We start from the raw sequence: 24,056 nt of genomic DNA on the forward strand, positions 1-24,056 counted from the left end.
CTTTTTATTATTGCGTTACGACAACTTCAGTCTAAGACTGAGCCGTCACTTTTGGTCGAATAAACAGCGCAGGCACAGCCAAGAGCGCCATCAAATAAAACACGACGCCATGTTGTTCAGGCATACGTTCATAAATATAACCGACCATAATCGTGATCACCGCAAGCCCTCCCCCAGTCGCTAATGCAGAATAAGCGCCTTGTAGCGGAATGATTTCATTTTCTTTACGCGCACTAATAAAGCGCATTGCCGCTAAGTGGCAAACGGTGAAGGTTCCGCTATGTAAGATTTGAACAATAATTAAGACTGGTAATGCAGTAAATGCCCCCATCATTCCCCAGCGGATAATCCCACAAACTGCGGATAATAAGAGTAAATTACGAGCACTCCAACGTCGGAATAATCGATGGCTCAGCATAAATACGATCACTTCTGCCACTACACCCAGCGACCATAAATTACCGATCACTAAATCGGAATAACCCGCTTCTTTCCAGAACAGCGAGGCAAATCCATAATAAGCGGCGTGCGCACCTTGTAATAAAGTTACACAGATTAAAAACAACAGCACATTTTTATCTGCAATCAGCTGTTTAAATGAGACCTTATTTGCCCCATCTACTTTTGCCACACCCGCGGGCATAATTGCCGGTTTTAGCATCGCCCCCAGTAATAGGGCAGCGCAGCTGATCACCAGCGCTACCATGATAGAGATATGTCCCCACACACCAGCGAAATAGCCCATCGACGATGAGCCAATAATAAAGGCGATGGAGCCCCAAACGCGGATTTTGCCGTAATCAAACGTAAATTGTTTCTGCCATGTTCCTGCCAGTGAATCACCTAATGGCACCATAGGGGCAAAAAAGAGGTTAAACCCTATCATGACAAACATCAGCCAAGCCCAATGGGAGCCGAACGAAAATCCAATGGAGAAAATAAGGGAAAGTGCCGCCAGTAATCGTAATGCATTGATCAGCTTGGAAGGCTCTTTGACTTGGGGGGTGATGAACATTGCACCGAGAAAACGCGCCGCAAGCCCCATACCTAACAAAAGCCCTATCATTTCTGCATCTATTCCCTCACCTTGTAGCCACACTGACCAAAATGGTAGGAAAATACTGTAAGCAAAAAAGTAGGTAAAATAATCAATCGCTAGCCAACGCGTTGATGGAATAACCATCACTCCTCCCTTATTTTCATATCACCCTCTCTATGAAGGGGTTTACAACTGACAACAAAAAACCCGCTTTTACAAGTGTAGAAGCGGGTTTATCATGCTAATTCAGCTTACTTTATGGGCATATTGCCATTATGCATAAACTGGGTATTTTTTGCAGATAGCTAATACTTTCTGTTTAACAGCTTCAATGGTCGCTTCGTCATTGAGGTTATCCAGAATATCACACATCCAGCCAGCTAGCTCGCGTGCATCTGCTTCATTGAAGCCACGACGTGTAATTGCAGGAGAACCAATACGTATACCAGAAGTCACAAACGGGCTCTTCGGATCGTTAGGTACGCTGTTTTTGTTTACTGTAATGTTTGCGCGACCCAGTGCAGCATCAGCGTCTTTACCCGTGATATCTTTGTCAACTAAGTCAACTAAGAACAGGTGGTTTTCAGTACCGCCAGATACCACTTTAAAGCCGCGTTTTTGGAAAACTTCAACCATTGCTTTCGCATTTTTAGCGACTTGCTGTTGGTAAGTCTTGAACGCTGGCTCCATCGCTTCTTTCAGTGCTACCGCTTTACCTGCGATAACGTGCATCAGAGGACCGCCTTGAGAACCTGGGAATACCGCAGAGTTCAGACGCTTGTACAGGTCTTCGTCGCCACCTTTGGCTAAAATCAGACCACCGCGTGGACCCGCTAATGTTTTATGGGTTGTTGTAGTAACTACGTGAGCATGTGGAACTGGGTTAGGATAAACACCCGCGGCAACAAGACCCGCAACGTGAGCCATATCAACGAACAGGTAAGCACCGATGCTGTCAGCGATTTCACGCATTTTAGCCCAATCAACCACACCTGAGTATGCGGAGAAGCCGCCAATGATCATTTTTGGTTGATGTTTTTTCGCTTGAGCCGCGATATCGTCGTAATCAATTTTACCGCTTTCATCGATACCGTAAGGAACGATGTTATACAGTTTACCGGAGAAGTTTACTGGGGAACCGTGAGTTAAGTGACCGCCGTGTGCAAGGTTCATACCTAATACTGTGTCGCCTGGTTGCAGCAGCGCCATATAGACGGCAGCGTTAGCTTGTGAACCTGAGTGTGGCTGTACGTTTGCGTAGTCAGCACCAAATAACTCTTTTGCGCGGTCGATAGCTAATTGCTCAACCACATCAACGAATTCACAACCACCATAATAACGTTTAGTTGGATAACCTTCCGCATACTTATTGGTCAGCTGAGAGCCTTGAGCCTGCATAACTCGTGGGCTGGTATAGTTTTCAGAAGCAATTAATTCAATATGTTCTTCTTGACGTTGTACTTCTTTTTCCATTGCTTCCCACAGTTGTGGGTCGTAATCTGCAATATTCATTTCACGCTTTAACATTCGCTTCTCCTGCCTCAGCAATTCAATAAGGTAACAATCAATTCAACTTAATGACTGACAGTGTAAACTCTTTTTCGTCGTTGAGATAGCCCCTAAGAAAAAATATACGCAAACGATTGCATTAATTTTTTTGCTTTCAGATACCTTTAAACAACACAAAATATAATAGCGCACATTTCAATAATACCGAGACGAATATCTAACTTTGCTAGCTACCTCTAATTTTGCGGTGAATTCCCCCACTTTTTGATGCGTTAATTATTTACATTTCCCGCTAAATATTATAAGTTGCATACAAAATGCATGTTTATAAATTCATAATATTATGAAAATAATTCAGGAGTACCTGTATGCTTGATCAACAAACTATCGCCACAATTAAATCCACCATACCTGCCATCGCAGCAACTGGCCCTAAATTAACCGCTCACTTTTATGACAGAATGTTTAAACAACATCCTGAACTGAAAGATATTTTCAATATGAGAAATCAAACGAATGGCGATCAGCGTGAAGCCCTATTCAACGCTATTTGTGCCTATGCCATCCATATTGAAACCCCTGAAGCATTAATTGGTGCAGTGGAAAAAATTGCGCAAAAACATGCCAGCTTAAATATCAAACCAGAGCATTACCCGATTGTTGGGGAAAATCTGCTCGCTGCGATTGATGAGCTACTGAGCCCAGGTCAGGAAGTGTTGGACGCATGGGGAAGAGCTTATGGCGTACTGGCGGATATTTTCATTAACCGTGAAAACGCGATCTACCATGAAAATGCGGAAAAATCTGGCGGATGGGAAGGCTTACGTGAATTTAAAGTCACTAAAAAACAGCCTCAAAGTGCCGTTATCACCAGTTTTGAACTCACTCCGGTAGATGGTAAAGCTGTGGCCGATTATCGTCCAGGGCAATATATTACTGTATACCTGAATGAAAATAGTTTTGAAAATCAAGAGATTCGCCAGTATTCACTCACTACTGCGCCAAATGGGAAAACCTACCGTATTGCGGTAAAACGTGAAGAGCAAGGCATCGTTTCAGGCTTCTTACATCAAAATCTCAATGAAGGCGATATTGTTCGTTTAGCGCCACCTTGCGGTGACTTTTACCTTGATGTAGAACCGAAAACGCCAGTGACTTTAATCTCTGCTGGCGTCGGCTTAACACCAATGCTCAGCATGCTTAACCACCTCACTATGCACCAACATCAAGCACCTGTGAATTGGCTACACGCCGCTGAAAATGGGGATGTACACGCTTTTAATCAAGAAGTTAGCCAATTGATGTCACAACATACCCAAGGTCATTCGGCAGTCTGGTTTAACCAGCCAGCACCACAAGATAAACAGGGTGAAGATTACCAATACTGTGGATTACTGGATTTAACGCAAGTCAAAGAGAAAGTGCTTCAGCCAAATATGCAATTCTATTTCTGTGGACCTGTTGGCTTTATGCAGCATGTTGGAAAACAGCTAATTGAAATGGGTGTTACTGCCGATAACATTCATTATGAGTGTTTCGGTCCTCATAAAGTATTACCGTTAAATTAATTGCAGTTATTCATTATAGTGAATTGTTTTTAAAGATTTAGTTTATATAAATTTTTAATTTTTGCGGTAACGGACTCGCATATAAATATATTATCATCCCATGTAAGATATATTTATCCCGTTACCGCATTTTTCATTCTAGCTAACTCGCCAGCCTAAAAGCTAATCCGCCAACTAGAACAAAAATTAAATTGCTTCTTCGTCTTGCTCACCTGTACGAATACGAATGACGCGAGCAACGTCATACACAAAGATTTTCCCATCACCGATTTTGCCGGTTTGCGCCGTTTGCATAATGGTTTCTACACAGCTTTCAACAATATCATCCGGCACAACGATTTCAATTTTTACCTTTGGTAAAAAATCCACCATATATTCCGCACCACGATACAGTTCAGTGTGACCTTTTTGGCGACCAAAGCCTTTCACTTCAGTCACTGTCATGCCGGTGATCCCCACTTCAGCTAACGCTTCGCGCACATCATCAAGTTTGAATGGCTTTATAATTGCATCAATTTTTTTCATTTTCAGTTCCTGTTATGACCAGTTTTTGCGGCCAAAACCTGAGGTAATCGGATAACGACGATCTTTACCGAAATTACGCATTGTGATCCGCGGTCCAACAGGAGCCTGACGGCGTTTATATTCGTTAATATCGACAAGACGCACAACTTTGCGAACAATTTCTCTATCAAATCCGAGCTTGATAAGGTCAGCCACAGATAAATCTTTTTCTACATAACCGTCTAAGATGGCATCTAACACATCGTATGGCGGTAAACTATCTTGGTCTAATTGCCCTGGAGCCAGCTCCGCTGAAGGTGGTCTATCAATCACGCGCTGCGGAATTGCTGGCGATATTGTATTACGATATTTAGCCAGTTCAAAGACCAGCGTTTTTGGCACATCTTTCAGGACATCAAAGCCCCCTGCCATATCGCCATACAACGTTGAATACCCAACTGCAGATTCACTTTTATTGCTAGTCGTCAGCACTAAACGGCGGCGCTTATTGGACATCGCCATTAAGATCACGGCGCGACAACGGGCTTGTAAATTCTCTTCCGTGGTATCCGGTTGAGTCCCTTCAAACATCGGCTGCAATTGTGCCATAAAGGCATCAAACATCGGTTCAATGGAAACGATATCAAACTCAACACCCAGTAATTCCGCCTGCTCTTTAGCATCATGGATGCTCATTTCAGAGGTGTAACGGAACGGCATCATAACCGCTTGAACTCGCTCTTTACCGATAGCATCTGCCGCAATCGCCACGGTTAATCCTGAATCAATCCCACCGGATAACCCTAAAATCGCCCCATTAAAGCCATTTTTGTTGATGTAATCGCGGGTAGATAAGACTAATGCTTGATATACCTGCGCAATTTGCGGCGCTTCAGGCTGCTTCGTCTGCTCAGTCACTAATTTCACATCTTCAAAGGTGACTGTCGCCACTTGCTCTGCAAATTCAGCCATTTGGTAGACTTGCTTGCCTTTATTTGCCAGCACTTTAGAGCCGCCATCAAACACAAGTTCGTCTTGTCCACCCACTTGGTTCAGATAAACAATCGGCAAACCGGTACGCTGCGCATGTTCCACCAGCAGATCACTACGAATATGCTCTTTATTTAAATCATACGGTGAAGCATTAATGGTGAGAACCAACTCAGCCCCCGCCCCTTTCACCGCATCAATTGGCTCGTCATACCAAATATCTTCGCAAATCAGTAAACCGAGCTGATAACCTTTGAATTCCACCACGCACGTTTTTTCCGCCGCCGTGAAGTAACGAGGCTCATCAAAAACGCCGTAATTAGGCAGTTCTTGCTTAAAGTAACGGGCTAATAGCTTGCCTTGGTAGAAAAATGATAATGCGTTATAAATTTCATTATCTTCGTACCACGGGTGACCCACGATGATCCCGCATTGACCGCTAGCTTGTTGTAAACGTTTTAATTGCGCAGTGCATCGCTCTTCAAAATCGTGGCGGAAAAGTAAATCTTCAGGGGAATACCCTGTTAGAGCCAGCTCAGAAAACATGACGATATCAGTGTTTTCAGCCTGTTCTTCAACAGTTTGCAACATACGCTCGCAGTTGCCTTCGATGTCGCCAACCAGCCAGTTAAGTTGTGCCAGTGAGATATTAAGCTTACGGCTCATAACGTGTTTGTTCTCCCTTAATCCTTTAGGCTATAAAGGTTTTATTCTTTAAAATCATTCGCTTCTAAATCGTGACGCCCGAGTAATTTATAAAACTCAGTACGGTTGCGTCCCGCCATGCGTGCAGCTTGGGTCACGTTGCCTTTGGTCATCTGCAATAATTTACGCAGATAATTTAATTCGAATTGGTTACGCGCTTCCACAAAGGTCGGTAGCGCCGTATTTTCACCTTCCAGAGCTTGGCTAACGAGGGCTTCGCTGATCACTGGAGATGTCGTCAATGCAACACACTGCTCAATCACGTTCACTAACTGGCGCACGTTTCCGGGCCAGCTTGCGGTCATCAAGCACTTCATCGCATCGCTCGAAAAACTGCGAACAAATGGTTTATGGCGACTCGCAGCTTCACGTAATAAATGATTAGCTAATAATGGAATATCTTCTGCGCGTTCATTCAACGCAGGGATGCGCAGGTTCACTACATTCAAGCGATAATAGAGATCCTCACGGAACTCGTTTTTTTCCATCGCTTTCGGTAAGTTACGGTGGGTCGCAGAAATAATGCGTACATCAATATCTAAATCGCGGTTGCTACCTAGCGGGCGAACTTTACGTTCTTGTAGAACACGCAGCAATTTGACTTGCAGCGGCATTGGCATATCACCAATTTCGTCTAAAAAGAGCGTTCCTCCGCTGGCTGCAAAAAACAGCCCTTCACGGCTACTGACTGCACCGGTAAACGCGCCTTTAGCATGTCCAAACAGTTCAGACTCCAGCAATTGTTCAGGTAATGCGCCACAGTTAATTGCGATAAACGGTTTATGAGCACGTGGACTCACTTTATGAATCGCTTGTGCTAATACTTCTTTACCCGTCCCACTTTGCCCATTAATCAGCACGCTCACATCCGATTGTGCCACCATATGAGCCTGTTCAAGCAAACGGATCATTAGCGGGCTACGCGTGACAATGCCAGCGCTCCACTCTTCATCGCTAATCGGTGTGGAAGATAATGCTAATGCTTCATCAATGGCTTTATAAAGCGCGTCTTTATCAACGGGTTTGGTTAAGAAACTAAACACTCCGCGCTGCGTTGCCGCAACCGCATCAGGGATCGAACCATGAGCAGTGAGAATAATCACCGGAAGATTAGGATGGGCTTTTTGCACTTCATCAAACAGCGCCATGCCATCCATTTCATCCATTCGTAAATCACTAATCACGAGATCGATTTTTTCTTTCTGGAGTAATTTTAATGCTTCAGGCCCACTTTCCGCTGTTGAGACTTTAAAACCTTCACTACTCAACCGCATACCAAGCAATTTTAGCAGGCTAGGATCATCATCCACCAAAAGTAAGTTAGCTGACTTACGACCAGTCATTGTGCTTTATTCTCCGAGGAATTCTGTTCGGCTGAAGCTGGCTTCGCTTCTGTTGGCGCAGCAACAGCGGCTTCATCTTCTTTTTCAACTTCATTCGCATTTTTCTTGCGAGAAGAGAGCTGGCGTTCAATATCCGTCAAGTTTTCTAACTTGCGGGAAGTGTTATTAAGCTCAAAACGCAACTTGGCATTATCTTCTTTTAGACGGTCAAGCTTTGCATCCATCTCTTGCTGCATACGTTTATAACGTGCATTCGCATCTGCAAGGTTGATCGCTTGAACCTGCTGCTCGCGCCACAATTGCAATAATGGGCGAATTGGTGTTGGGAAGCTCAAACTATAGGTGTTGATGCTATCGAGCATTTGGCGACGTTCAGCGATTGTTGGCTCCGCTGAACCTAATAGAATATTTTTAGTAAATGAAGTAGACCAATCATTCACTTCAATCTTTTTCGCTTCAGCGCGCGCTTTGTCAGCATCCATTCTGTCCACACAGCCCATCATGCGTAACCAATAGAGGGCATTTTCCTGTGACACAGGTTCTTGATTTTCCCAAATTGATTCACAAGAAGCGTAACGGTAATCCGTGGTTTTCACTTCAGGGATAACAACTTTGGCTAGCGTTTCTAATGGTGATTGACCGTTCTTCGCCACACACCCCGTTAAAATGAGCGAGAATAGAATTATTCCCAAAGGAGTACCCGCGCGGGAAGACTTAATACTTGTCCCACGGCGAATTGAGATTGTTTTTGTCTTCAACAGTACTGCATTACACAATACTGCCAAGAAATCTGTAGACCTGTTTTGCATTATTATTCGTTCTCTGCGGTTAAAGGCAGTTCAATTCGGAAGCAAACATCCGCTGATTTATGTGGTACTAATGATAATTCACCACCCATCTGCTTAATACAATCTTGCGCGATACTAAGCCCTAACCCACTTCCTTTGACGGCGCCTTTTCTTTGGAGGCTGCCTTGATAGAAAGGTTCAAAAATCATATTTTGCTCAGACTCAGGGATAGGCGTGCCTGTATTGGCAACCTCAATGAGTAATTTATTCCCTATTCTGCGGCTTGAGATCCAAATATTACCTGATTCGCCACCATAGTGCACCGCATTGGAGTAGATATTATCAATAACCCTTCCGAGTAAGGTCGGTTCTGCAAGGCAGCTGTCCACTTTTAAGCGAACATCCGTGGTAATATCTTTCGCTCTTGCGGGTAAATTATGGGCATTAACAATATCTTCAATAAGCTTTTTCAAATCGACTTGCTGGGCAACGGGCGGCTCATCGACTAATTTCCGATTATAGTCAAGAAGCTGTTCAATAAGTTGCTGAAGATGCTTACTGCTCTGATCAAGAATATCAACCACCTCTTTTTGCGAGCTAGTTAACGGGCCTGCAACCTCATCTGCCAATAATTCCGTTCCTTCTCGCATACTGGCTAATGGCGTTTTCAGCTCATGGGAAATATGACGTAAAAACTCATGGCGCTGGGATTCTAACCAAGCCAACCGCTCACTTAACCATATAATTCGCTGAGCAATGATCCTCAGCTCTCTTGGGCCTTTAAAGCGGTCAGTATTATTTTCCAGAGTCAGTCCCGTTCCTAAACGATTAATCATACGCTCAATGATTTTAACCGGACCGATAATCATACGAGTAAATAAGGTCACCAACAGCGCGCTCAGCAAGAAGAGGATCAGTGTTTGCCAACCAAATAATTGTCCTTTATTGGCAATGGCTTTTTGAAGCTGTTCACCGCGGCTAAAAATCACCTCTCGAGTTTGCTGAACGACAGCCGTATTTTGCGCGGAGAATTGCTCTAACACTTTGGTCGTGGCTTCCATCGGCTCATTATTTTCACAACTAATCGCTTTTAGCTTTTGCAGCCCAGTAAAGAGCCCCAGCACTTCAGGAGTCTCTGGCAAAATAGTTTTTTGACGTTCCAGCATCTGTTCATAATCAGCAAACTGCTTTTGATACTGCGTCTGTAAGGCTTTGTCTTGCAATACACAATACTGGCGATAACTGCGCTCCATTTCCAGTGCGAGGCTACTCATCGCTTCACTGCGCCGAGCATCAAGCAGCGTAGTTTTATTGATATCTGCCGCTTGGTTGCTCAATTGTTCTAGACTTTGATAAGCCTGATAAGCCAGTACCAGTAATGGCAAAAGGACTAACCAAAAAGCCATGACCACTAGCTGCCGCAATGAGCGCGGAAAAAGGCGCAATTTACTCAACGCATTCATCTCTTACCTATTTATATGTAATTCAATGGTAGCAGAACTCCCGTTAATGCGAAAAGTGCTGTTTACATTGATGATAGATAAACCAATAGACAGATAGATAGCAATGAACATGCCAAGAAAGTGAGCTAAACGTGAATGATTTCAGATAAATAGATTAAATATACTATGATTGAATGGAAGGATTAATTCGATAGAAAGAATAAACTTGATAGAAAGGAATATTGATGCCCCAGAAATGGGAAGGCGGAGGGAAGAATTGCTTCTCACCTCCGCCAGCGATACTCGGCATTACGCTTGAATGTCGATTTTTTTCATATGACTATGTCTTTCATTAAAGATAATCATATAGGTGGTGCCTCACTCCACGTGTCGCCCTGTGTTTGATAAAGCTCGAAAGCGAATATCGATGATTTGGACGGTAGGCACCTTACTTTGGCATCATTCGGGTTTTATGTGGTATGTTCCCATTTGCTAGGTTTCCCCAAGCTTGGACCTACATAAGCAATTGAATGAGCAACTGATGGATATTATGCACAACCCGTGCCAACCTTTCAATAAAATTTTTATATAACTGATTTTTATATAAATTTATTTTCTTACTTGTTTATATCATTTTTGAATTGTTATGAGTGATGAAAAATACCACTAACTCACCATGAATCTGTCTCCAATTTAAGACAGTGAATCCCATCATTTTCAAATCACTTGTTTATCAATAAGATAAATGTCTCCTTTTGGAGACACTAGCAAACCCTATTTGTCGCGAATAGTAGACACTCCAGAAAATTTACCTATCTTCTATTATTTATATTCTCTTTAAACCTATCTATTTAGCGTTGAATGGACGGTATATATCGATTCTTGAAGCCCAAATAAAATATTGCCATCCTATTTATTATCGCTATGATCCTGCGCGTTTCATTTCTGATGTACGTCAGAATTTTATGTTATTCCGCTAGCTTATCCATCCCTATATTGATATAAGACTGGCAAATGGTCTCCTACTTACTCTTGACATTACAATGATAAAAATAGCCCTTATTGATGACCATATTGTTGTTCGCTCCGGATTTGCCCAATTACTGACGTTAGAACCTGACATTAGTATTGTGGGGCAATATGCGAGTGCGCAAGAAGCATGGCCGCACCTAATTAGCCTCGATATTGACGTGGCAATTATGGATATTTCAATGCCAGATGAGAGCGGTTTACAACTGCTAACCCGTTTACGTAAAAAAAAGCCCGACTTTCGTACCATTATTTTAAGCATCTATGACACTCCTGCTTTCGTACAAAGTGCGCTCGATGCCGGTGCCAGCGCCTATCTCACCAAATGCTGCGGACCTGAAGAATTAGTTCAGGCGGTACGCTCTGTTTACCAAGGTGGATGCTACCTGTGCGCTGATGCAATGCGAGCCTTACGCCAAACACCGCAGCAAAAACAAGGTGTTCAAGAGCTTACTAACCGTGAGCGTGAAGTCTTTGATTTACTGGTAGCAGGTCTCAGTGTGAAAGTCATTGCGGAACAATTAAACCTCAGCCATAAAACAGTGCATGTACATCGCGCGAATGTTCTCGGGAAATTACAATGCGAAAACACCATTGATTTAGTGCACTATGCCTTAGAACATAACATCATTTCTCGATAGACAGACTTTCTTTCCAGTAAGGTAACGCCCTAACAAGGTAAATAGTAATGAACAAAGCGGCTCGTTTAGGATTACAGTCTCTATTCCTATTATTTACCTACTCACTGATTTGGGTGGGATTATGGATCATCGGCTTTTATCTTAGCCAAAATAGCTTCCAAGCCACTCTATTTCTACCACAAGCCTTACGACTCACCTTGATGATCTTATTATGGCGACGCTACTGGCCAACCGTTTTACTCGCTGAAGGCCTGCTGACCTACTGGCTTGCAGAAGAACAATTACTCACTCAACCTATCTTGCTGTTATCCCCAATATTGAGCCTGCTGGTTGCGATGGTCATCCAAAATATTTGGTGGCGATATACACTTTATTGGCAACGACTTATTTTGTTATTGGCAGGCGTCGCCGCCAACAGCATACTCAATGCCTTGCTGTTTGGGCTGTTATCTCAATATTCCATTAGCCAATTATTCTTAACGACATTTACAGGCGGAATTCTCCTCTCCCCCTTTGTTTATCTTATCTATGAATACTTGCACGAGCAGCACTATCATATGCTGCTCGACTACGGAACCACGGATAAGCAATTACGTACTTCATTGATTATTTGGTGTTTTCTCTTCTGCCTCGTCGGCTTAAGTGCTCAAATTTTCTTTGCCCCAGAAATTGAGCAACTGATTGTTTTGTTGGTCTTTATTCCCAATATTTTCATGGCATATCGTTATGGCTGGCAAGGCGGCGTGTTATCCGCATTACTTGGAAGCTTAATCATCACCTTCGCAAGACAGTTCCAAGGTGCCTTTGATGATCTCCAAGAACTACAGCTCTTTTTAAGCTCTCAAGCGTTGATTGGTATTGGATTAGGTATCGCTATCAGCCGCCAAAAGCAACTCTCAAGTAACTTACAACGCTACCGCCAGCGATTAGAAGAAGAGCTTCACGCCCGCCGAGACTTGATGCGCCAATTAGTGCACACCGAAGAAGATGTGAAGAAAGATATCGCCCGTGAACTTCATGATGAAATTGGACAAAATATTACCGCAATCCAAATCCAATCGATGCTGGTGAAGAAAACCGCGGCTAACGATTTAAGCTATAACGCCGCTAGCCAAATCAACGAATTGGCACTACAGATCCACCAAGCCACCCGCCATCTATTGCGCCAATTACGTCCGCCCGTGCTCGATGAAATGTCCCTCGAAAACGCACTCACCCATTTAATCGGTGAATTTGCTTTCAAGGAAAATAATATTCAATGTGACTTTCATTACGGATTAACTGAAACTCCAGCCAATGAAACGGTGTTATTCACCCTTTACCGTTTGGTTCAAGAGCTACTGAACAATATCAGTAAGCACGCCAAAGCCACAAAAATCCACATCTCACTAAATCAACAAGGTGACTCGATACAGCTAATTGTTGATGATAATGGCGTGGGCATTCCTTTTAGCAAACGCACATCAGGCTTTGGTTTGCGTGGAATTGAGGAGCGAGTCAGAGCCTTAGGTGGCGACTGGACGCTAACAACCCAAAGTGGTACCAAAATAATTGTTAACTTGCCCACATTTTGAAATGAAATAGTGAAAAACTAGGAATAATTCTTAGCCTCCTAATACCTTATCTCATCCTTTTATTTAAAAACTTCATTACATTCTGCCAAACGGGAGAAACACAATCATGACGGGTACAAGCAAACTGGATCTGGATAACAATTACCGTTTCTGGCGTCGCCGCCTGATGTTTTCCATGATCATCGGTTATGCCGCTTTTTACCTTACCCGTAAAAGCTTTAATTTTGTGATGCCCGTTATGCAGGCAGAATTGTTTTTAGACAAAAGTGATATTGGTTGGATCGCCTCAGCATTTTACCTTGCGTATGGTCTATCCAAGTTTATATCCGGTATTTTCCATGACATTACAGGCTACCGTTGGTTTATGGGGGTTGGTCTCGTAATGACAGGGATCCTCAATATCATTTTTGCCTACTGTTTATCGTTCCCTGCACTGTTAATCGTTTGGACGTTAAACGGATTTTTCCAAGGCTGGGGTTGGCCGCCCTGTGCGCGTATTCTCACTCATTGGTACTCACGTAATGAGCGGGGCTTTTGGTGGGGACTGTGGAATATCTCCATCAATCTCGGGGGAATGGCGCTACCGCTGTTAACGGCGCTGTTGGCGACCCATTACAGTTGGCAAATAGCGCTGATCGTTCCCGGAATTATTGGGGTTATTTTAGGATTATGGCTATGTCGCCAGCTTCGGGGTACGCCCAAAGAAGAACATTTACCCACCGTGGGGCAGTGGCGATATGATGCATTAGAGTTACGCCAAGAGCAGCTTTCTCCCCCGCAATCCATGTGGGTGATTTTAAAACAAACTATTGTGTTTAACCCAATGATTTGGCTGCTCGGTTTCACCTACATTTTGGTTTATCTCATCCGTATTGGGATAAACGATTGGGGAAATTTATGGCTAACCGAAACACACGGAAGCAATTTATTAAGTGCCAATGCCACGTTAGCTCTGTTTGAATTAGGTGGTTTATTAGGTGCATTGTGCGCAGGTTGGGGTTCCGACCTCCTGTTTCGAGGACAACGCGCACCGATGATTTTGCTGTTTTCCTTAGGTCTATTCATTTCTGTGAATGCCCTATGGTTAATTCCAATTCATCACTACGGGCTATTAGCTGCATGCTTCTTAGCCAACGGTTTCTTTGTATTTGGACCACAGATGTTAGTCGGTCTAGCTGCTACAGAATATTGTCATAAAAAGGCAGCTGGAACGGTAACTGGTTATCTTGGATTGTACGCTTATCTAGGGGCTGCAATCGCAGGATGGCCGCTCTCTCAAGTGATTGCCAATTATGGTTGGTCAGGGATGTTTACCTTACTTGCCAGTGCAGCTGCTTTGATGGGGCTACTACTGATGCCTCTTTTAATTGCCAATGTCAGTAAAAGAGAGCATTTAGCCGGTGCAGTTTCACCGACACATAATAATAGTTAATCCGAAAACGTGAATAAAGGACTGACAATGAAACTTAAGACTCTCTCTACACTAGTTGCAGCAGGTTTATCCCTTGCCGCTATTACGACCACTGCAAACGCAGCTGGCCGTTTAGTGGTTTACTGTAGTGCCACCAACGCGATGTGTGAAGCGGAAACGCAAGCATTCGCCAAGAAATACGACGTTAAAACCACGTTCGTTCGCAACGGTTCAGGCAGTACTTTAGCAAAAATAGAAGCTGAAAAACGTAACCCACAAGCAGACGTTTGGTATGGCGGAACCTTAGATCCACATTCACAAGCTGGTGAAATGGATCTGCTAGAGCCGTACAAATCCCCTAACCTGTCTCAAATCATGCCGCAATTCCAAGATCCAGCTAAACGCAAAGGTAACTACTCTTCTGCGGTTTACATCGGTATCTTAGGTTTTGGTGTGAATAAAGATCGCTTAAAAGAGAAAGGCTTACCAATTCCTACTTGCTGGAAAGATCTGACTAAGCCTGAATATAAAGGCGAAATTCAAATCGCGGATCCACAAAGTTCAGGGACTGCTTACACTGCGTTGGCAACCTTTGACCAACTGTGGGGTAACGAGCAAGCTTTTGATTACCTGAAAAAACTGAACGCTAACATCTCCCAATACACCAAATCAGGTATTGCCCCAGCACGTAACGCGGCTCGTGGCGAATCTGCTATCGGTATCGGCTTCCTGCATGACTACTCTTTAGAAGTTGAAAATGGTGCACCATTAGAGTTAATCGCGCCATGCGAAGGGACAGGCTATGAAATCGGCGGGATCAGTATTCTGAAAAACGCACGTAACATGGACAACGCAAAACTGTTCGTAGATTTCGTTCTGTCTAAAGAAGCCCAAGAGCTGAGCTGGAAACAAGGTCAGTCTTACCAAATCCTGACTAACACCACCGCAGAATCTTCTCCACTGTCTCTGAAACTCAAAGACTTAAACTTAATCAACTACGATATGGATAAATACGGTGACGCTGAAGTCCGTAAGAATCTGATCAACAAGTGGGTTACTGAAGTTAAAATGAGTAAATAAGATGTTGGGTGCGGCGCCTGTCGCCGCACTTTACCTGATTGACTCACGTACGACTCGCGAGCTTCGCGATTTAGTGTATTAGCTACTTACTATAAAAAATGATGCCAAATAAAAGAGTGTCTGCACCACGCAGACGGCTCCAGCTTGGCTCACTCATTAGAACGATAATATTAATTAAGTTTAAAATTATTTTCGTTATAAATCATTCCATTAACCCAATGATTAATTAACTCAATAATAATAAACTTAGGGGAAAAACAATGCCTCAGACCTTAACCCTCACAGCCTCGAAGAAAAAGGACAGCATCTTCCTTTGGATTCTGATAGCGTGGCTGGGCTTCGCTCTGCTACCCTCATGGAGCCTCGACTACGGCTTATTCGACTCAACCCAAGATGAGATCTTAGCTGCGTACGGCTGGAGCAGTGTCAATATTAGTTGGCTATGGTATTTATTGCCTTCTATTTTACTGTTAAGACCAATCACGCCAGCCGATCGTAATCAAAAATCCCGCCACTATCTTGATATCGCGGTTGCCGCTATCACGGCAGTTCTCGTGATTATTACTGCTTATTTAGAGGGTAAGGGATTAGGCTATTCCGCCATCACCTTATTTATCGCCCTTGGAATGATAATGACCCACGCCCTGACTCGATTAGAGTGGCTGGGTGGCGACCAATTTGTTATTGGCTCCCTTATCACCGTCGTCGCACTGATTGCGCTATTTATCGTCTTTCCCAGTGTGGCAATTTTTATTCCGATGTTTACTGACGGGAACGGAGATTTTGCACCATTTGCATTTGTGGCTATTTTAACCCAGTCGCATATTGTTCAGGTCATCATCAACTCCATATTCCTCTCACTAGCAGTGGGTGTTGGGTGTACCTTCTTTGGTTTAATCCTGGCGATTTACACCACTCGAATTGCTAAGCGCTCCGCGATTATTGGTCGCGTATTCTCGATTTTACCGATTGTGACCCCGCCGTTTGTTGTCGGTTTAGGCGTCACCTTAATGATGGGTCGCTCAGGCTATATTACTGAGTTTTTAGCTACCTATATGGGGCTAGAAAATACTAACTGGCTATATGGCTTTACCGGTATTTGGTTAGCGCAGGTTCTCGCGTTCACCCCGATGTCCTTTATGATCCTTGATGGTGCGATTAAAACTATCCATCCATCACTGGAAGAAGCGTCATACACCTTACGCGCTAACCGCTACCAGACATTCTTCAACGTGTTTATGCCACTGTTGAAACCGGCACTGGCGAACGCCTTCTTAATCGTGATTGTGCAATCCCTTGCTGACTTCAGTAACCCATTAGTATTAGGGGGTAACTTCGACGTTCTGGCGACACAAATCTATTTCTATATCACCGGTTCCCAGCTTGATTACCAAGCGGCCAGTACGTTAGGTGCATCCTTACTTGTCTTCTCATTGCTGGTTTTCTGTGTGCAATACATGTGGATTGGTAAACGTTCTTACGTCACCGTTTCCGGTAAATCATATCGTGGCGATGTTCAACCGCTGCCCGTTTCTCTTGTCGCAACAGTGACAACAATTCTCGGTATTTGGGTCGCGTTTAACGTCTTACTGTACGGCAGCATCTTCTACGGAAGCTTCACAGTGAACTGGGGCGTGGACTACACCTTAACACTGGACAACTTTATCAAACTGTTTGGTCAAGGTTTTGATGATGGTGCATGGCCGTCACTGTTAGACACCCTGTTATATGCGGGTATCGCTGCACCAATCACGGCGATTTTAGGTCTGCTTATCGCGTATATTGTGGTTCGCCAAGATTTCCGTGGTAAGAAAACCATCGAATTTACCACTATGTTGTGCTTTGCCGTACCAGGTACTGTGGCTGGGGTTTCTTACATCCTCGCCTTTAACGATACACCGTTCTATTTAACCGGTACCGCGGCGATTGTGATTATCTCCATGACCATGCGTAACGTACCAGTGGGTATTCGTGCGGGTATCGCAGGATTAGGGCAAATTGACAAATCGTTAGATGAGGCTTCCCTCAGCTTGCGTGCAGGTTCAATGCGGACAATTTTCCACATCCTGCTGCCATTGTTACGCCCAGCAATTTTATCGGCGCTGATCTACAGCTTTGTCCGTGCTATCACCACCGTAAGCGCTATTGTGTTCTTGGTTACGCCAGATACCCGCGTTGCGACAGCGTATATCTTGAACCGTGTTGAAGATGGTGAATACGGTGTGGCGATTGCTTACGGTTCTATTCTGATCGTGGTCATGCTCGCGATTATCTTCTTATTTGACTATTTAATTGGCGAAGCCCGTGTTTCACGTTCCAAAGCCAAAAATGCACAGTAATCATGGAGTCACTGACATGACACAGAAAAGTTTCGTTGAATTAAAAAATATAACTAAGCGCTTTGGCGACAATACGGTCATTGACGATTTAAGCCTTTCTATCCCACAAGGGAGCATGGTCACCCTATTAGGACCATCTGGTTGTGGTAAAACCACTGTACTGCGCTTAGTCGCAGGTTTAGAAAAGCCTACTGAAGGGCGTATGTTTATCGATGGCGAAGATGTCACCGACCGCTCTATTCAACAGCGCGATATTTGTATGGTATTCCAATCCTATGCCCTCTTCCCGCATATGTCGTTAGGGGATAACGTGGGATATGGATTGAAAATGCTTGGCTTGCCAAAGGCTGAAATAAAAAAACGTGTAGAAGAAGCGCTGGAACTGGTGGACTTAGCGGGCTTTGCAGACCGTTTCGTTGACCAAATTTCCGGTGGACAGCAGCAGCGTGTTGCACTAGCACGTGCCTTGATTTTAAAACCAAAGGTACTGTTATTTGATGAGCCATTAAGTAACTTGGATGCTAACTTACGCCGTAGCATGCGTGAAAAAATCCGTGAACTGCAACAGCAATTTAATATTACCTCACTGTACGTGACCCACGACCAGAGTGAAGCTTTTGCGGTTTCGGATATGGTTCTGGTAATGAACAAAGGTAAAATCATGCAGTTAGGTTCACCTCAAGAACTGTACCGCCAACCTGCTTCCAAGTTTATGGCGAGCTTTATGGGTGATGCGAACATTTTCCCTGCTACACTCAGCAGCGATTCCGTGGATATCTTTAATTACCGTTTACCGCGCCCTGCGCTGTTTGCAACAGATAAAACCCAAGTCACTGTCGGCGTTCGCCCTGAAGCCATCACATTAAGCAAACAAGGTGAAGATAGCCAACGCTGTACCATCACTCATGTGGCTTATATGGGGCCGCAATATGAGGTCACAGTAGATTGGCATGGTCAATCAATGCTATTGCAGATCAACGCAACTCAATTGCAACCGTCTGTAGGTGAAGATCTTTACCTGCAAATCCACCCATACGGGATGTTTATTTTAGAATAAAGATTTTCTGTTTTAGATATATCTCAACCGCCCGATTGGGCGGTTTTTTATGGATAACAGATAAAAAAACACCCTATAAATCAGGCGACCTATAGGGTGTTTAGTTTTTAACTTTAAATTAAAACAGGTGTTTTAATCTCAGCCTAATTGCTCACATGTATGATAAAAAATGGCGATACTTGCTATTTTCGTCACTAACACAGAATAAAAAAACGACGATTTAGTGTGACTTAGTATCACCCTTTGCTATAGTGTGACTAAGTTACACCTAATAGATATGCGAGGCTTATATGTCAACAACCAAATTAAGGCAGCAAGGCGGAGCTGTTGTTTTAACTATCCCAATTGAAGTCGCCAATATGGCAGGATGGGTTGTCGGTATGAAATTAAATATTGATGCTGTAGGAGAATCCATTTGCATAAAACCGGTAAAACGCGTGGCTAGAGGAAGAAAATCTATTAATGAGCTACTATCCGGTATTGATAAAGAAGAGATTAAGTTATTAAACAGTGAAGTCGATGATTCTGACCCAGAGGGAAATGAGGTTATTTAATGGTAAACGTGAAAAGGCCCCACAAAGGCCAGATTTGGCACATTAATGGTGATCCAGTCGCAGGTAAGGAATTCAAGGGGCCCCACTACTATTTAGTGATTACAGATTCACAAATCAACACCGCACTTGGTACGTCAATTTGCGTTCCTATTACAAGTGGAGGGAGCCGTGCCAGAACTCAAAATGTCACTGTTTACTTAGATGGTTCAAGTACAGACACGGGGAACATTACTGGCTGTATCTTATGTTATCAACTTCGCTCGTTGGATTTAATCGCCAGAAAAGCCACCTACTCAGCAACCCTAAATGAAGATATTTTCGAAGAAGTTCTCAGTAATATTATTGATATCATTGACCCTCAAATTTGAATCTTTACCATTTTTGATGAAACAAAAAACACCCTATAAATCAAGCGACTTATAGGGTGTTTTGTTTTTAGCTCTAAATTAAAACAGACGTTTTAATCTCAGCCTAATTGCTTACGTGCATTACGGAAAATGCGCATCCATGGACTATCTTCACCCCAGTTTTCTGGGTGCCAAGAGTTGCTTACCGTACGGAATACACGCTCAGGGTGCGGCATCATAATAGTCGCGCGACCATCCATTGATGTTACTGCCGTAATCCCATTCACAGAACCGTTCGGGTTCGCTGGGTATTGCTCCGTCACTTGACCGTAGTTATTCACAAAACGCATTGCCACCAGCGCGTTATTTTCTAACTGAGTTAAGTGAGCAGGTGCACGAGTTTCTACTTGGCCTTCACCGTGAGAAACCGCAATCGGCATACGCGAACCCGCCATATCTTGCAGCAGTAATGATGGGCTGTTTGCAATTTCCACTAAGCTGAAGCGCGCTTCAAAGCGCTCTGAACGGTTACGTACAAAGCGAGGCCAATACTCAGCACCAGGGATCAGGTCATGCAAGTTAGACATCATCTGGCAACCATTACATACACCTAATGATAAAGTGTCTGGGCGGTTGAAGAAGGAGGCAAACTCATCACGAACACGGTTATTGAACAGAATGGACTTCGCCCAACCTTCACCCGCGCCTAATACGTCACCGTATGAGAAACCACCGCATGCCACTAGCGCTTGGAACTGTTCAAGAGACAAGTTACCCGCCAGTAAATCACTCATGTGAACGTCGATAGCATCAAAGCCTGCACGATCCCATGCCGCCGCCATTTCAACGTGGGAGTTAACCCCTTGCTCACGCAGCACAGCCACTTTAGGACGAACACCAGACGCGATATACGGAGCAGCAATATCCTCTGCGATATCGTAAGTCAGCTTCACATTCAGACCTGGATCTTGATTGTCTTTCTTCGCTTCGTGCTCTTGATCTGCGCACTCTTCGTTATCACGTAAACGCTGCATCTGCCATGTAGTTTCAGCCCAGCACTCACGCAGAGCACTACGGGAACCGTTGTAAACTACCGTATCACGGCTATTAATGATCACCGCGTCGTCGTGCGTTGCAGAACCCAGATAGTGAACACAGCCAGCTAAGCCAGCATCGGCAAAACACTGCTCTACGTATTGGCGATCAGCACCTTGGATTTGGATCACTGCACCCAACTCTTCATTAAACAGCGCCGCTAAGGTGTCTTCATCAAATGAACTGATATCCACGTTAATACCGCAATGACCCGCAAATGCCATTTCCACTAACGTGACAAACAACCCACCATCAGAACGGTCATGGTATGCCAGTAGTTTTTGTTCAGATAACAGTTTTTGAATGGTATTAAAGAAGCCTAACAACAGCGCTGGGTCACGAACATCTGGCGCTTTATTACCTAATTGACGATAAACTTGCGCCAGTGCAGAGCCACCAAGCGCATTGTGACCTTGACCAAGGTCGATTAATAACAAGCCGTTATCTGCCGTAGTTTTCAGCTCTGGTGTAACCGTTAGACGAACATCTTCAACGCGACCAAATGCACTGATAATCAATGATAATGGCGACGTCATTTCACGCTCTTCACCATTTTGCTGCCAGCGAGTTTTCATTGACATTGAGTCTTTACCCACTGGGATAGTCAGACCTAATGCTGGACACAACTCTTCACCGACCGCTTTAACCGCTTCGTACAGACCCGCGTCTTCCCCTGGGTGACCCGCCGCAGACATCCAGTTAGCAGACAGCTTCACGCGCTTAAGATCTTGTACATAAGAGCACGCTAAGTTGGTTAATGCTTCACCCACAGCCATACGCGCAGAAGCGGCGAAATCCAACAGAGCCACTGGCGTTCTTTCACCAATAGACATTGATTCACCATAATAGCTATCCAAACTTGCGGTTGTCACCGCGCAGTCAGCCACTGGGATCTGCCAAGGGCCAACCATTTGATCACGAGCAACCATTCCTGTCACAGTGCGGTCACCGATAGTGATTAAGAAGGTTTTTTCTGCCACAGCAGGTAAATGCAGAACGCGCTTAACTGCTTCAGTTAAATCGATGGCGGTTCTATCCAGTGATTCAGGCTCTGCTATCAGTGTTGTCACATCACGCAACATTTTCGGCGTTTTGCCAAGTAGCACATCCAGTGGCATATCGATTGGTTGGTTATCAAAATGCTCATCATTAAGAGTTAAATGACGCTCTTCCGTTGCTTCACCGATCACAGCAAACGGCGCGCGTTCACGCTCACAAATTTCAGTGAATAATGCCAGTTGTTCCGGAGCAACCGCCATCACATAGCGCTCTTGGGATTCGTTACACCACACTTCCAATGGGCTCATTCCTGGTTCATCATTAAGAATTTTACGCAGTTCAAAACGCCCACCACGACCGCCATCGCTCACCAGTTCAGGCATTGCGTTGGATAATCCCCCCGCACCAACATCATGGATAAACAGAATTGGGTTTTTATCACCTAGCTGCCAGCATTTGTCGATCACTTCTTGGCAACGACGCTCCATTTCGGCGTTATCACGTTGAACAGAAGCAAAATCAAGATCCGCCGCAGATTGACCGGATGTCATGGATGATGCAGCCCCGCCCCCTAAACCGATATTCATCGAAGGGCCACCCAAAACGATGAGCTTAGCGCCAACGGTAATTTCACCTTTTTGAACGTGATCCGCACGGATGTTACCAATACCACCCGCTAACATAATTGGCTTATGGTAACCACGTAATTCTTCACCATTATGGCTATTCACTTTCTCTTCATAGGTACGGAAATAACCTAATAATGCGGGACGCCCAAATTCGTTGTTAAATGCCGCCCCGCCTAAAGGACCTTCCGTCATAATATCGAGTGCAGTCACAATACGTTCAGGCTTGCCGAAATCTTCTTCCCAAGGTTGTTCAAAACCCGGAATACGTAAGTTTGAAACGGAGAAGCCCACTAAACCTGCTTTTGGTTTTGCACCGCGACCTGTTGCGCCTTCATCACGAATTTCACCACCAGAACCAGTTGCAGCCCCCGGCCATGGAGAGATTGCCGTTGGGTGGTTGTGGGTTTCCACTTTCATCAAAATATGTGCATCTTCTTGATGATAACGATAAGTACGTCCATCTGGCTCAGGGAAGAAACGACCTACTGAGGAACCTTCCATTACTGCCGCATTATCTTTATAAGCAGACAAGACGTGATCTGGCGTTTTTTCAAAGGTGTTTTTGATCATTTTAAACAGGGATTTTGGCTGTGTTTCCCCGTCAATAATCCAATCCGCATTGAAAATTTTATGGCGGCAATGTTCTGAGTTTGCTTGCGCAAACATATATAGCTCAACATCCGTTGGGTTACGTTTTAACCCTGTGAACGCCTCTAATAGATAATCAATTTCATCGTCGGCTAACGCTAAGCCCATCTCTTTGTTAGCCGTATCGAGTGCTTGGCGTCCGCCTGCGATAATATCAATCACTTTCATTGGGGCAGGCTGCTGCTGAACAAATAGCGCTTCGGCTTGTTCAAAAGAGGCAAAAACCGTTTCCATCATACGGTCATGTAACAGACTGATGACTAAGTCCCACTGCTCGCTTGTCAGTGAATCGGCTTGAATATAGTAGGCAACGCCGCGCTCAATACGTTTAACCTGTGTTAAGCCACAGTTATGTGCGATATCCGTTGCTTTAGAAGACCAAGGAGAGATAGTTCCTGGGCGTGGGGTGACTAAAATCAGTTTTCCAAATGGCTCATGCTCTGCCAGAGAAGGACCATATTTTAATAAACTACTCAGTTTACCTTGCTCACTGCCACTTAATGGGGCTGATAGCTCAGCAAAATGCATATATTCAGCATAGATATCCGTTACTGGGAGCTGTTTTTCAGCAAACAGCGCCAAAAGGCGGGTAATACGAAATGCTGATAGTGCCGGTGAGCCACGCAAAATTTCCATAGTCTTAAATTCTCTCTTTTAAACGCCAGCCCTGATCACGAAAGCAGGGAAACCGGAGTCCATTATAGAGCAATGTTCATCAATACGAAACCGTTTGCGTGACTAAAAATAGAGCGATTAGTTAAATAT

17 protein-coding genes are annotated in these 24,056 nt (G+C 44.2%); 9 read left to right on the forward strand and 8 right to left on the reverse strand.

What is annotated here, in order from left to right; translation table 11 throughout:
* Window positions 1-31: 31 nt before the first annotated feature.
* Together JK188_RS00245 and glyA are read right to left on the reverse strand one after the other, a co-directional pair.
* Window positions 32-1,183, reverse strand: a complete 1,152-nt coding sequence (locus JK188_RS00245; protein ID WP_211886154.1) for a 3-phenylpropionate MFS transporter — start codon at window positions 1,181-1,183, stop codon at window positions 32-34.
* Window positions 1,184-1,312: 129 nt separating this feature from the next.
* On the reverse strand, window positions 1,313-2,566 hold the full coding sequence (glyA, locus tag JK188_RS00250) for a serine hydroxymethyltransferase (protein ID WP_211886155.1): 1,254 nt from the start codon (window positions 2,564-2,566) through the stop codon (window positions 1,313-1,315).
* A 350-nt stretch (window positions 2,567-2,916) separates the two neighbouring features.
* On the opposite strand from glyA, the gene hmpA reads away from it, so the two are divergent.
* On the forward strand, window positions 2,917-4,116 hold the full coding sequence (gene hmpA / locus JK188_RS00255) for an NO-inducible flavohemoprotein (RefSeq protein WP_211886156.1): 1,200 nt from the start codon (window positions 2,917-2,919) through the stop codon (window positions 4,114-4,116).
* A gap of 186 nt (window positions 4,117-4,302) precedes the next feature.
* Here hmpA and glnB read toward each other — a convergent pair whose 3' ends face one another.
* From glnB to JK188_RS00280, 5 genes are read right to left on the reverse strand one after another with little or no spacing between them, the layout of a single operon-like run.
* Window positions 4,303-4,641: a nitrogen regulatory protein P-II gene (gene glnB, locus JK188_RS00260; RefSeq protein ID WP_004921424.1), complete on the reverse strand. Its 339-nt coding sequence runs from the start codon at window positions 4,639-4,641 to the stop codon at window positions 4,303-4,305.
* Between the two features lie 12 nt (window positions 4,642-4,653).
* Window positions 4,654-6,276, reverse strand: a complete 1,623-nt coding sequence (locus JK188_RS00265) for an NAD+ synthase (protein ID WP_211886157.1) — start codon at window positions 6,274-6,276, stop codon at window positions 4,654-4,656.
* A 41-nt stretch (window positions 6,277-6,317) separates the two neighbouring features.
* On the reverse strand, window positions 6,318-7,658 hold the full coding sequence (gene glrR, locus JK188_RS00270) for a two-component system response regulator GlrR (protein WP_132495578.1): 1,341 nt from the start codon (window positions 7,656-7,658) through the stop codon (window positions 6,318-6,320).
* Window positions 7,655-8,467 carry a two-component system QseEF-associated lipoprotein QseG gene (gene qseG / locus JK188_RS00275; protein WP_211886158.1) on the reverse strand — a complete coding sequence of 271 codons (813 nt, stop codon included), beginning with the start codon at window positions 8,465-8,467 and terminating at the stop codon, window positions 7,655-7,657. The genes glrR and qseG overlap by 4 nt, the downstream gene beginning before the upstream one ends.
* Window positions 8,468-8,469: 2 nt before the next feature.
* A complete protein-coding gene (locus JK188_RS00280; protein WP_211886159.1) occupies window positions 8,470-9,909 on the reverse strand; it encodes a sensor histidine kinase in 1,440 nt (479 codons plus the stop codon).
* Between the two features lie 1,022 nt (window positions 9,910-10,931).
* Between JK188_RS00280 and JK188_RS00285 the strand changes: the two genes are divergently transcribed.
* The 8 genes from JK188_RS00285 (at window position 10,932) to JK188_RS00320 (ending at window position 19,941) form a co-directional block, all read left to right on the forward strand.
* Window positions 10,932-11,558 (forward strand): response regulator transcription factor, encoded by a 627-nt coding sequence (locus JK188_RS00285; RefSeq protein ID WP_036949460.1) that lies wholly within the window; start codon window positions 10,932-10,934, stop codon window positions 11,556-11,558.
* A 47-nt stretch (window positions 11,559-11,605) separates the two neighbouring features.
* A complete protein-coding gene (locus JK188_RS00290) occupies window positions 11,606-13,132 on the forward strand; it encodes an MASE1 domain-containing sensor histidine kinase (protein ID WP_187129381.1) in 1,527 nt (508 codons plus the stop codon).
* A gap of 106 nt (window positions 13,133-13,238) precedes the next feature.
* Window positions 13,239-14,564: an MFS transporter family glucose-6-phosphate receptor UhpC gene (uhpC, locus tag JK188_RS00295; RefSeq protein WP_211886160.1), complete on the forward strand. Its 1,326-nt coding sequence runs from the start codon at window positions 13,239-13,241 to the stop codon at window positions 14,562-14,564.
* Between the two features lie 27 nt (window positions 14,565-14,591).
* Window positions 14,592-15,623, forward strand: coding sequence for an ABC transporter substrate-binding protein (locus tag JK188_RS00300; RefSeq protein ID WP_211886161.1), 1,032 nt, complete (start codon window positions 14,592-14,594; stop codon window positions 15,621-15,623).
* Window positions 15,624-15,883: 260 nt separating this feature from the next.
* Complete coding sequence (locus JK188_RS00305; RefSeq protein WP_211886162.1) at window positions 15,884-17,962, forward strand: ABC transporter permease; 2,079 nt, start codon at window positions 15,884-15,886, stop codon at window positions 17,960-17,962.
* Between the two features lie 16 nt (window positions 17,963-17,978).
* Entirely contained in the window at window positions 17,979-19,019 is a 1,041-nt protein-coding gene (fbpC, locus tag JK188_RS00310) for a ferric ABC transporter ATP-binding protein (protein ID WP_132495586.1), read from the forward strand.
* 290 nt (window positions 19,020-19,309) lie between these two features.
* Window positions 19,310-19,573, forward strand: a complete 264-nt coding sequence (locus JK188_RS00315; RefSeq protein ID WP_132495588.1) for an AbrB/MazE/SpoVT family DNA-binding domain-containing protein — start codon at window positions 19,310-19,312, stop codon at window positions 19,571-19,573.
* The gene (locus JK188_RS00320; RefSeq protein ID WP_211886170.1) at window positions 19,573-19,941 is read left to right on the forward strand and encodes a type II toxin-antitoxin system PemK/MazF family toxin; all 369 of its coding nucleotides are present in this window, start codon (window positions 19,573-19,575) and stop codon (window positions 19,939-19,941) included. The genes JK188_RS00315 and JK188_RS00320 overlap by 1 nt, the downstream gene beginning before the upstream one ends.
* A gap of 98 nt (window positions 19,942-20,039) precedes the next feature.
* Here the strand turns inward: JK188_RS00320 and purL are convergent, their stop codons facing one another.
* A complete protein-coding gene (gene purL / locus JK188_RS00325) occupies window positions 20,040-23,927 on the reverse strand; it encodes a phosphoribosylformylglycinamidine synthase (protein WP_211886172.1) in 3,888 nt (1,295 codons plus the stop codon).
* Between the last annotated feature and the right edge of the window lie 129 nt (window positions 23,928-24,056).

It is taken from the genome of Providencia sp. JGM181 (genome assembly GCF_018257375.1).
Lineage (GTDB): Bacteria > Pseudomonadota > Gammaproteobacteria > Enterobacterales > Enterobacteriaceae > Providencia > Providencia lanzhouensis.

Excerpts from the sequence above, each read along its gene's own strand:
- JK188_RS00305 (WP_211886162.1), top strand. The coding sequence starts at position 15,884 with ATGCCTCAGACCTTAACCCTCACAGCCTCGAAGAAAAAGGACAGCATC.
- glyA (WP_211886155.1), bottom strand. The coding sequence starts at position 2,566 with ATGTTAAAGCGTGAAATGAATATTGCAGATTACGACCCACAACTGTGG.
- JK188_RS00290 (WP_187129381.1), top strand. The coding sequence starts at position 11,606 with ATGAACAAAGCGGCTCGTTTAGGATTACAGTCTCTATTCCTATTATTT.
- JK188_RS00280 (WP_211886159.1), bottom strand. The coding sequence starts at position 9,909 with ATGAATGCGTTGAGTAAATTGCGCCTTTTTCCGCGCTCATTGCGGCAG.
- purL (WP_211886172.1), bottom strand. The coding sequence starts at position 23,927 with ATGGAAATTTTGCGTGGCTCACCGGCACTATCAGCATTTCGTATTACC.
- JK188_RS00245 (WP_211886154.1), bottom strand. The coding sequence starts at position 1,183 with ATGGTTATTCCATCAACGCGTTGGCTAGCGATTGATTATTTTACCTAC.
- glnB (WP_004921424.1), bottom strand. The coding sequence starts at position 4,641 with ATGAAAAAAATTGATGCAATTATAAAGCCATTCAAACTTGATGATGTG.
- hmpA (WP_211886156.1), top strand. The coding sequence starts at position 2,917 with ATGCTTGATCAACAAACTATCGCCACAATTAAATCCACCATACCTGCC.
- uhpC (WP_211886160.1), top strand. The coding sequence starts at position 13,239 with ATGACGGGTACAAGCAAACTGGATCTGGATAACAATTACCGTTTCTGG.
- JK188_RS00315 (WP_132495588.1), top strand. The coding sequence starts at position 19,310 with ATGTCAACAACCAAATTAAGGCAGCAAGGCGGAGCTGTTGTTTTAACT.
- JK188_RS00300 (WP_211886161.1), top strand. The coding sequence starts at position 14,592 with ATGAAACTTAAGACTCTCTCTACACTAGTTGCAGCAGGTTTATCCCTT.
- JK188_RS00320 (WP_211886170.1), top strand. The coding sequence starts at position 19,573 with ATGGTAAACGTGAAAAGGCCCCACAAAGGCCAGATTTGGCACATTAAT.
- fbpC (WP_132495586.1), top strand. The coding sequence starts at position 17,979 with ATGACACAGAAAAGTTTCGTTGAATTAAAAAATATAACTAAGCGCTTT.
- JK188_RS00285 (WP_036949460.1), top strand. The coding sequence starts at position 10,932 with ATGATAAAAATAGCCCTTATTGATGACCATATTGTTGTTCGCTCCGGA.
- qseG (WP_211886158.1), bottom strand. The coding sequence starts at position 8,467 with ATGCAAAACAGGTCTACAGATTTCTTGGCAGTATTGTGTAATGCAGTA.
- JK188_RS00265 (WP_211886157.1), bottom strand. The coding sequence starts at position 6,276 with ATGAGCCGTAAGCTTAATATCTCACTGGCACAACTTAACTGGCTGGTT.
- glrR (WP_132495578.1), bottom strand. The coding sequence starts at position 7,658 with ATGACTGGTCGTAAGTCAGCTAACTTACTTTTGGTGGATGATGATCCT.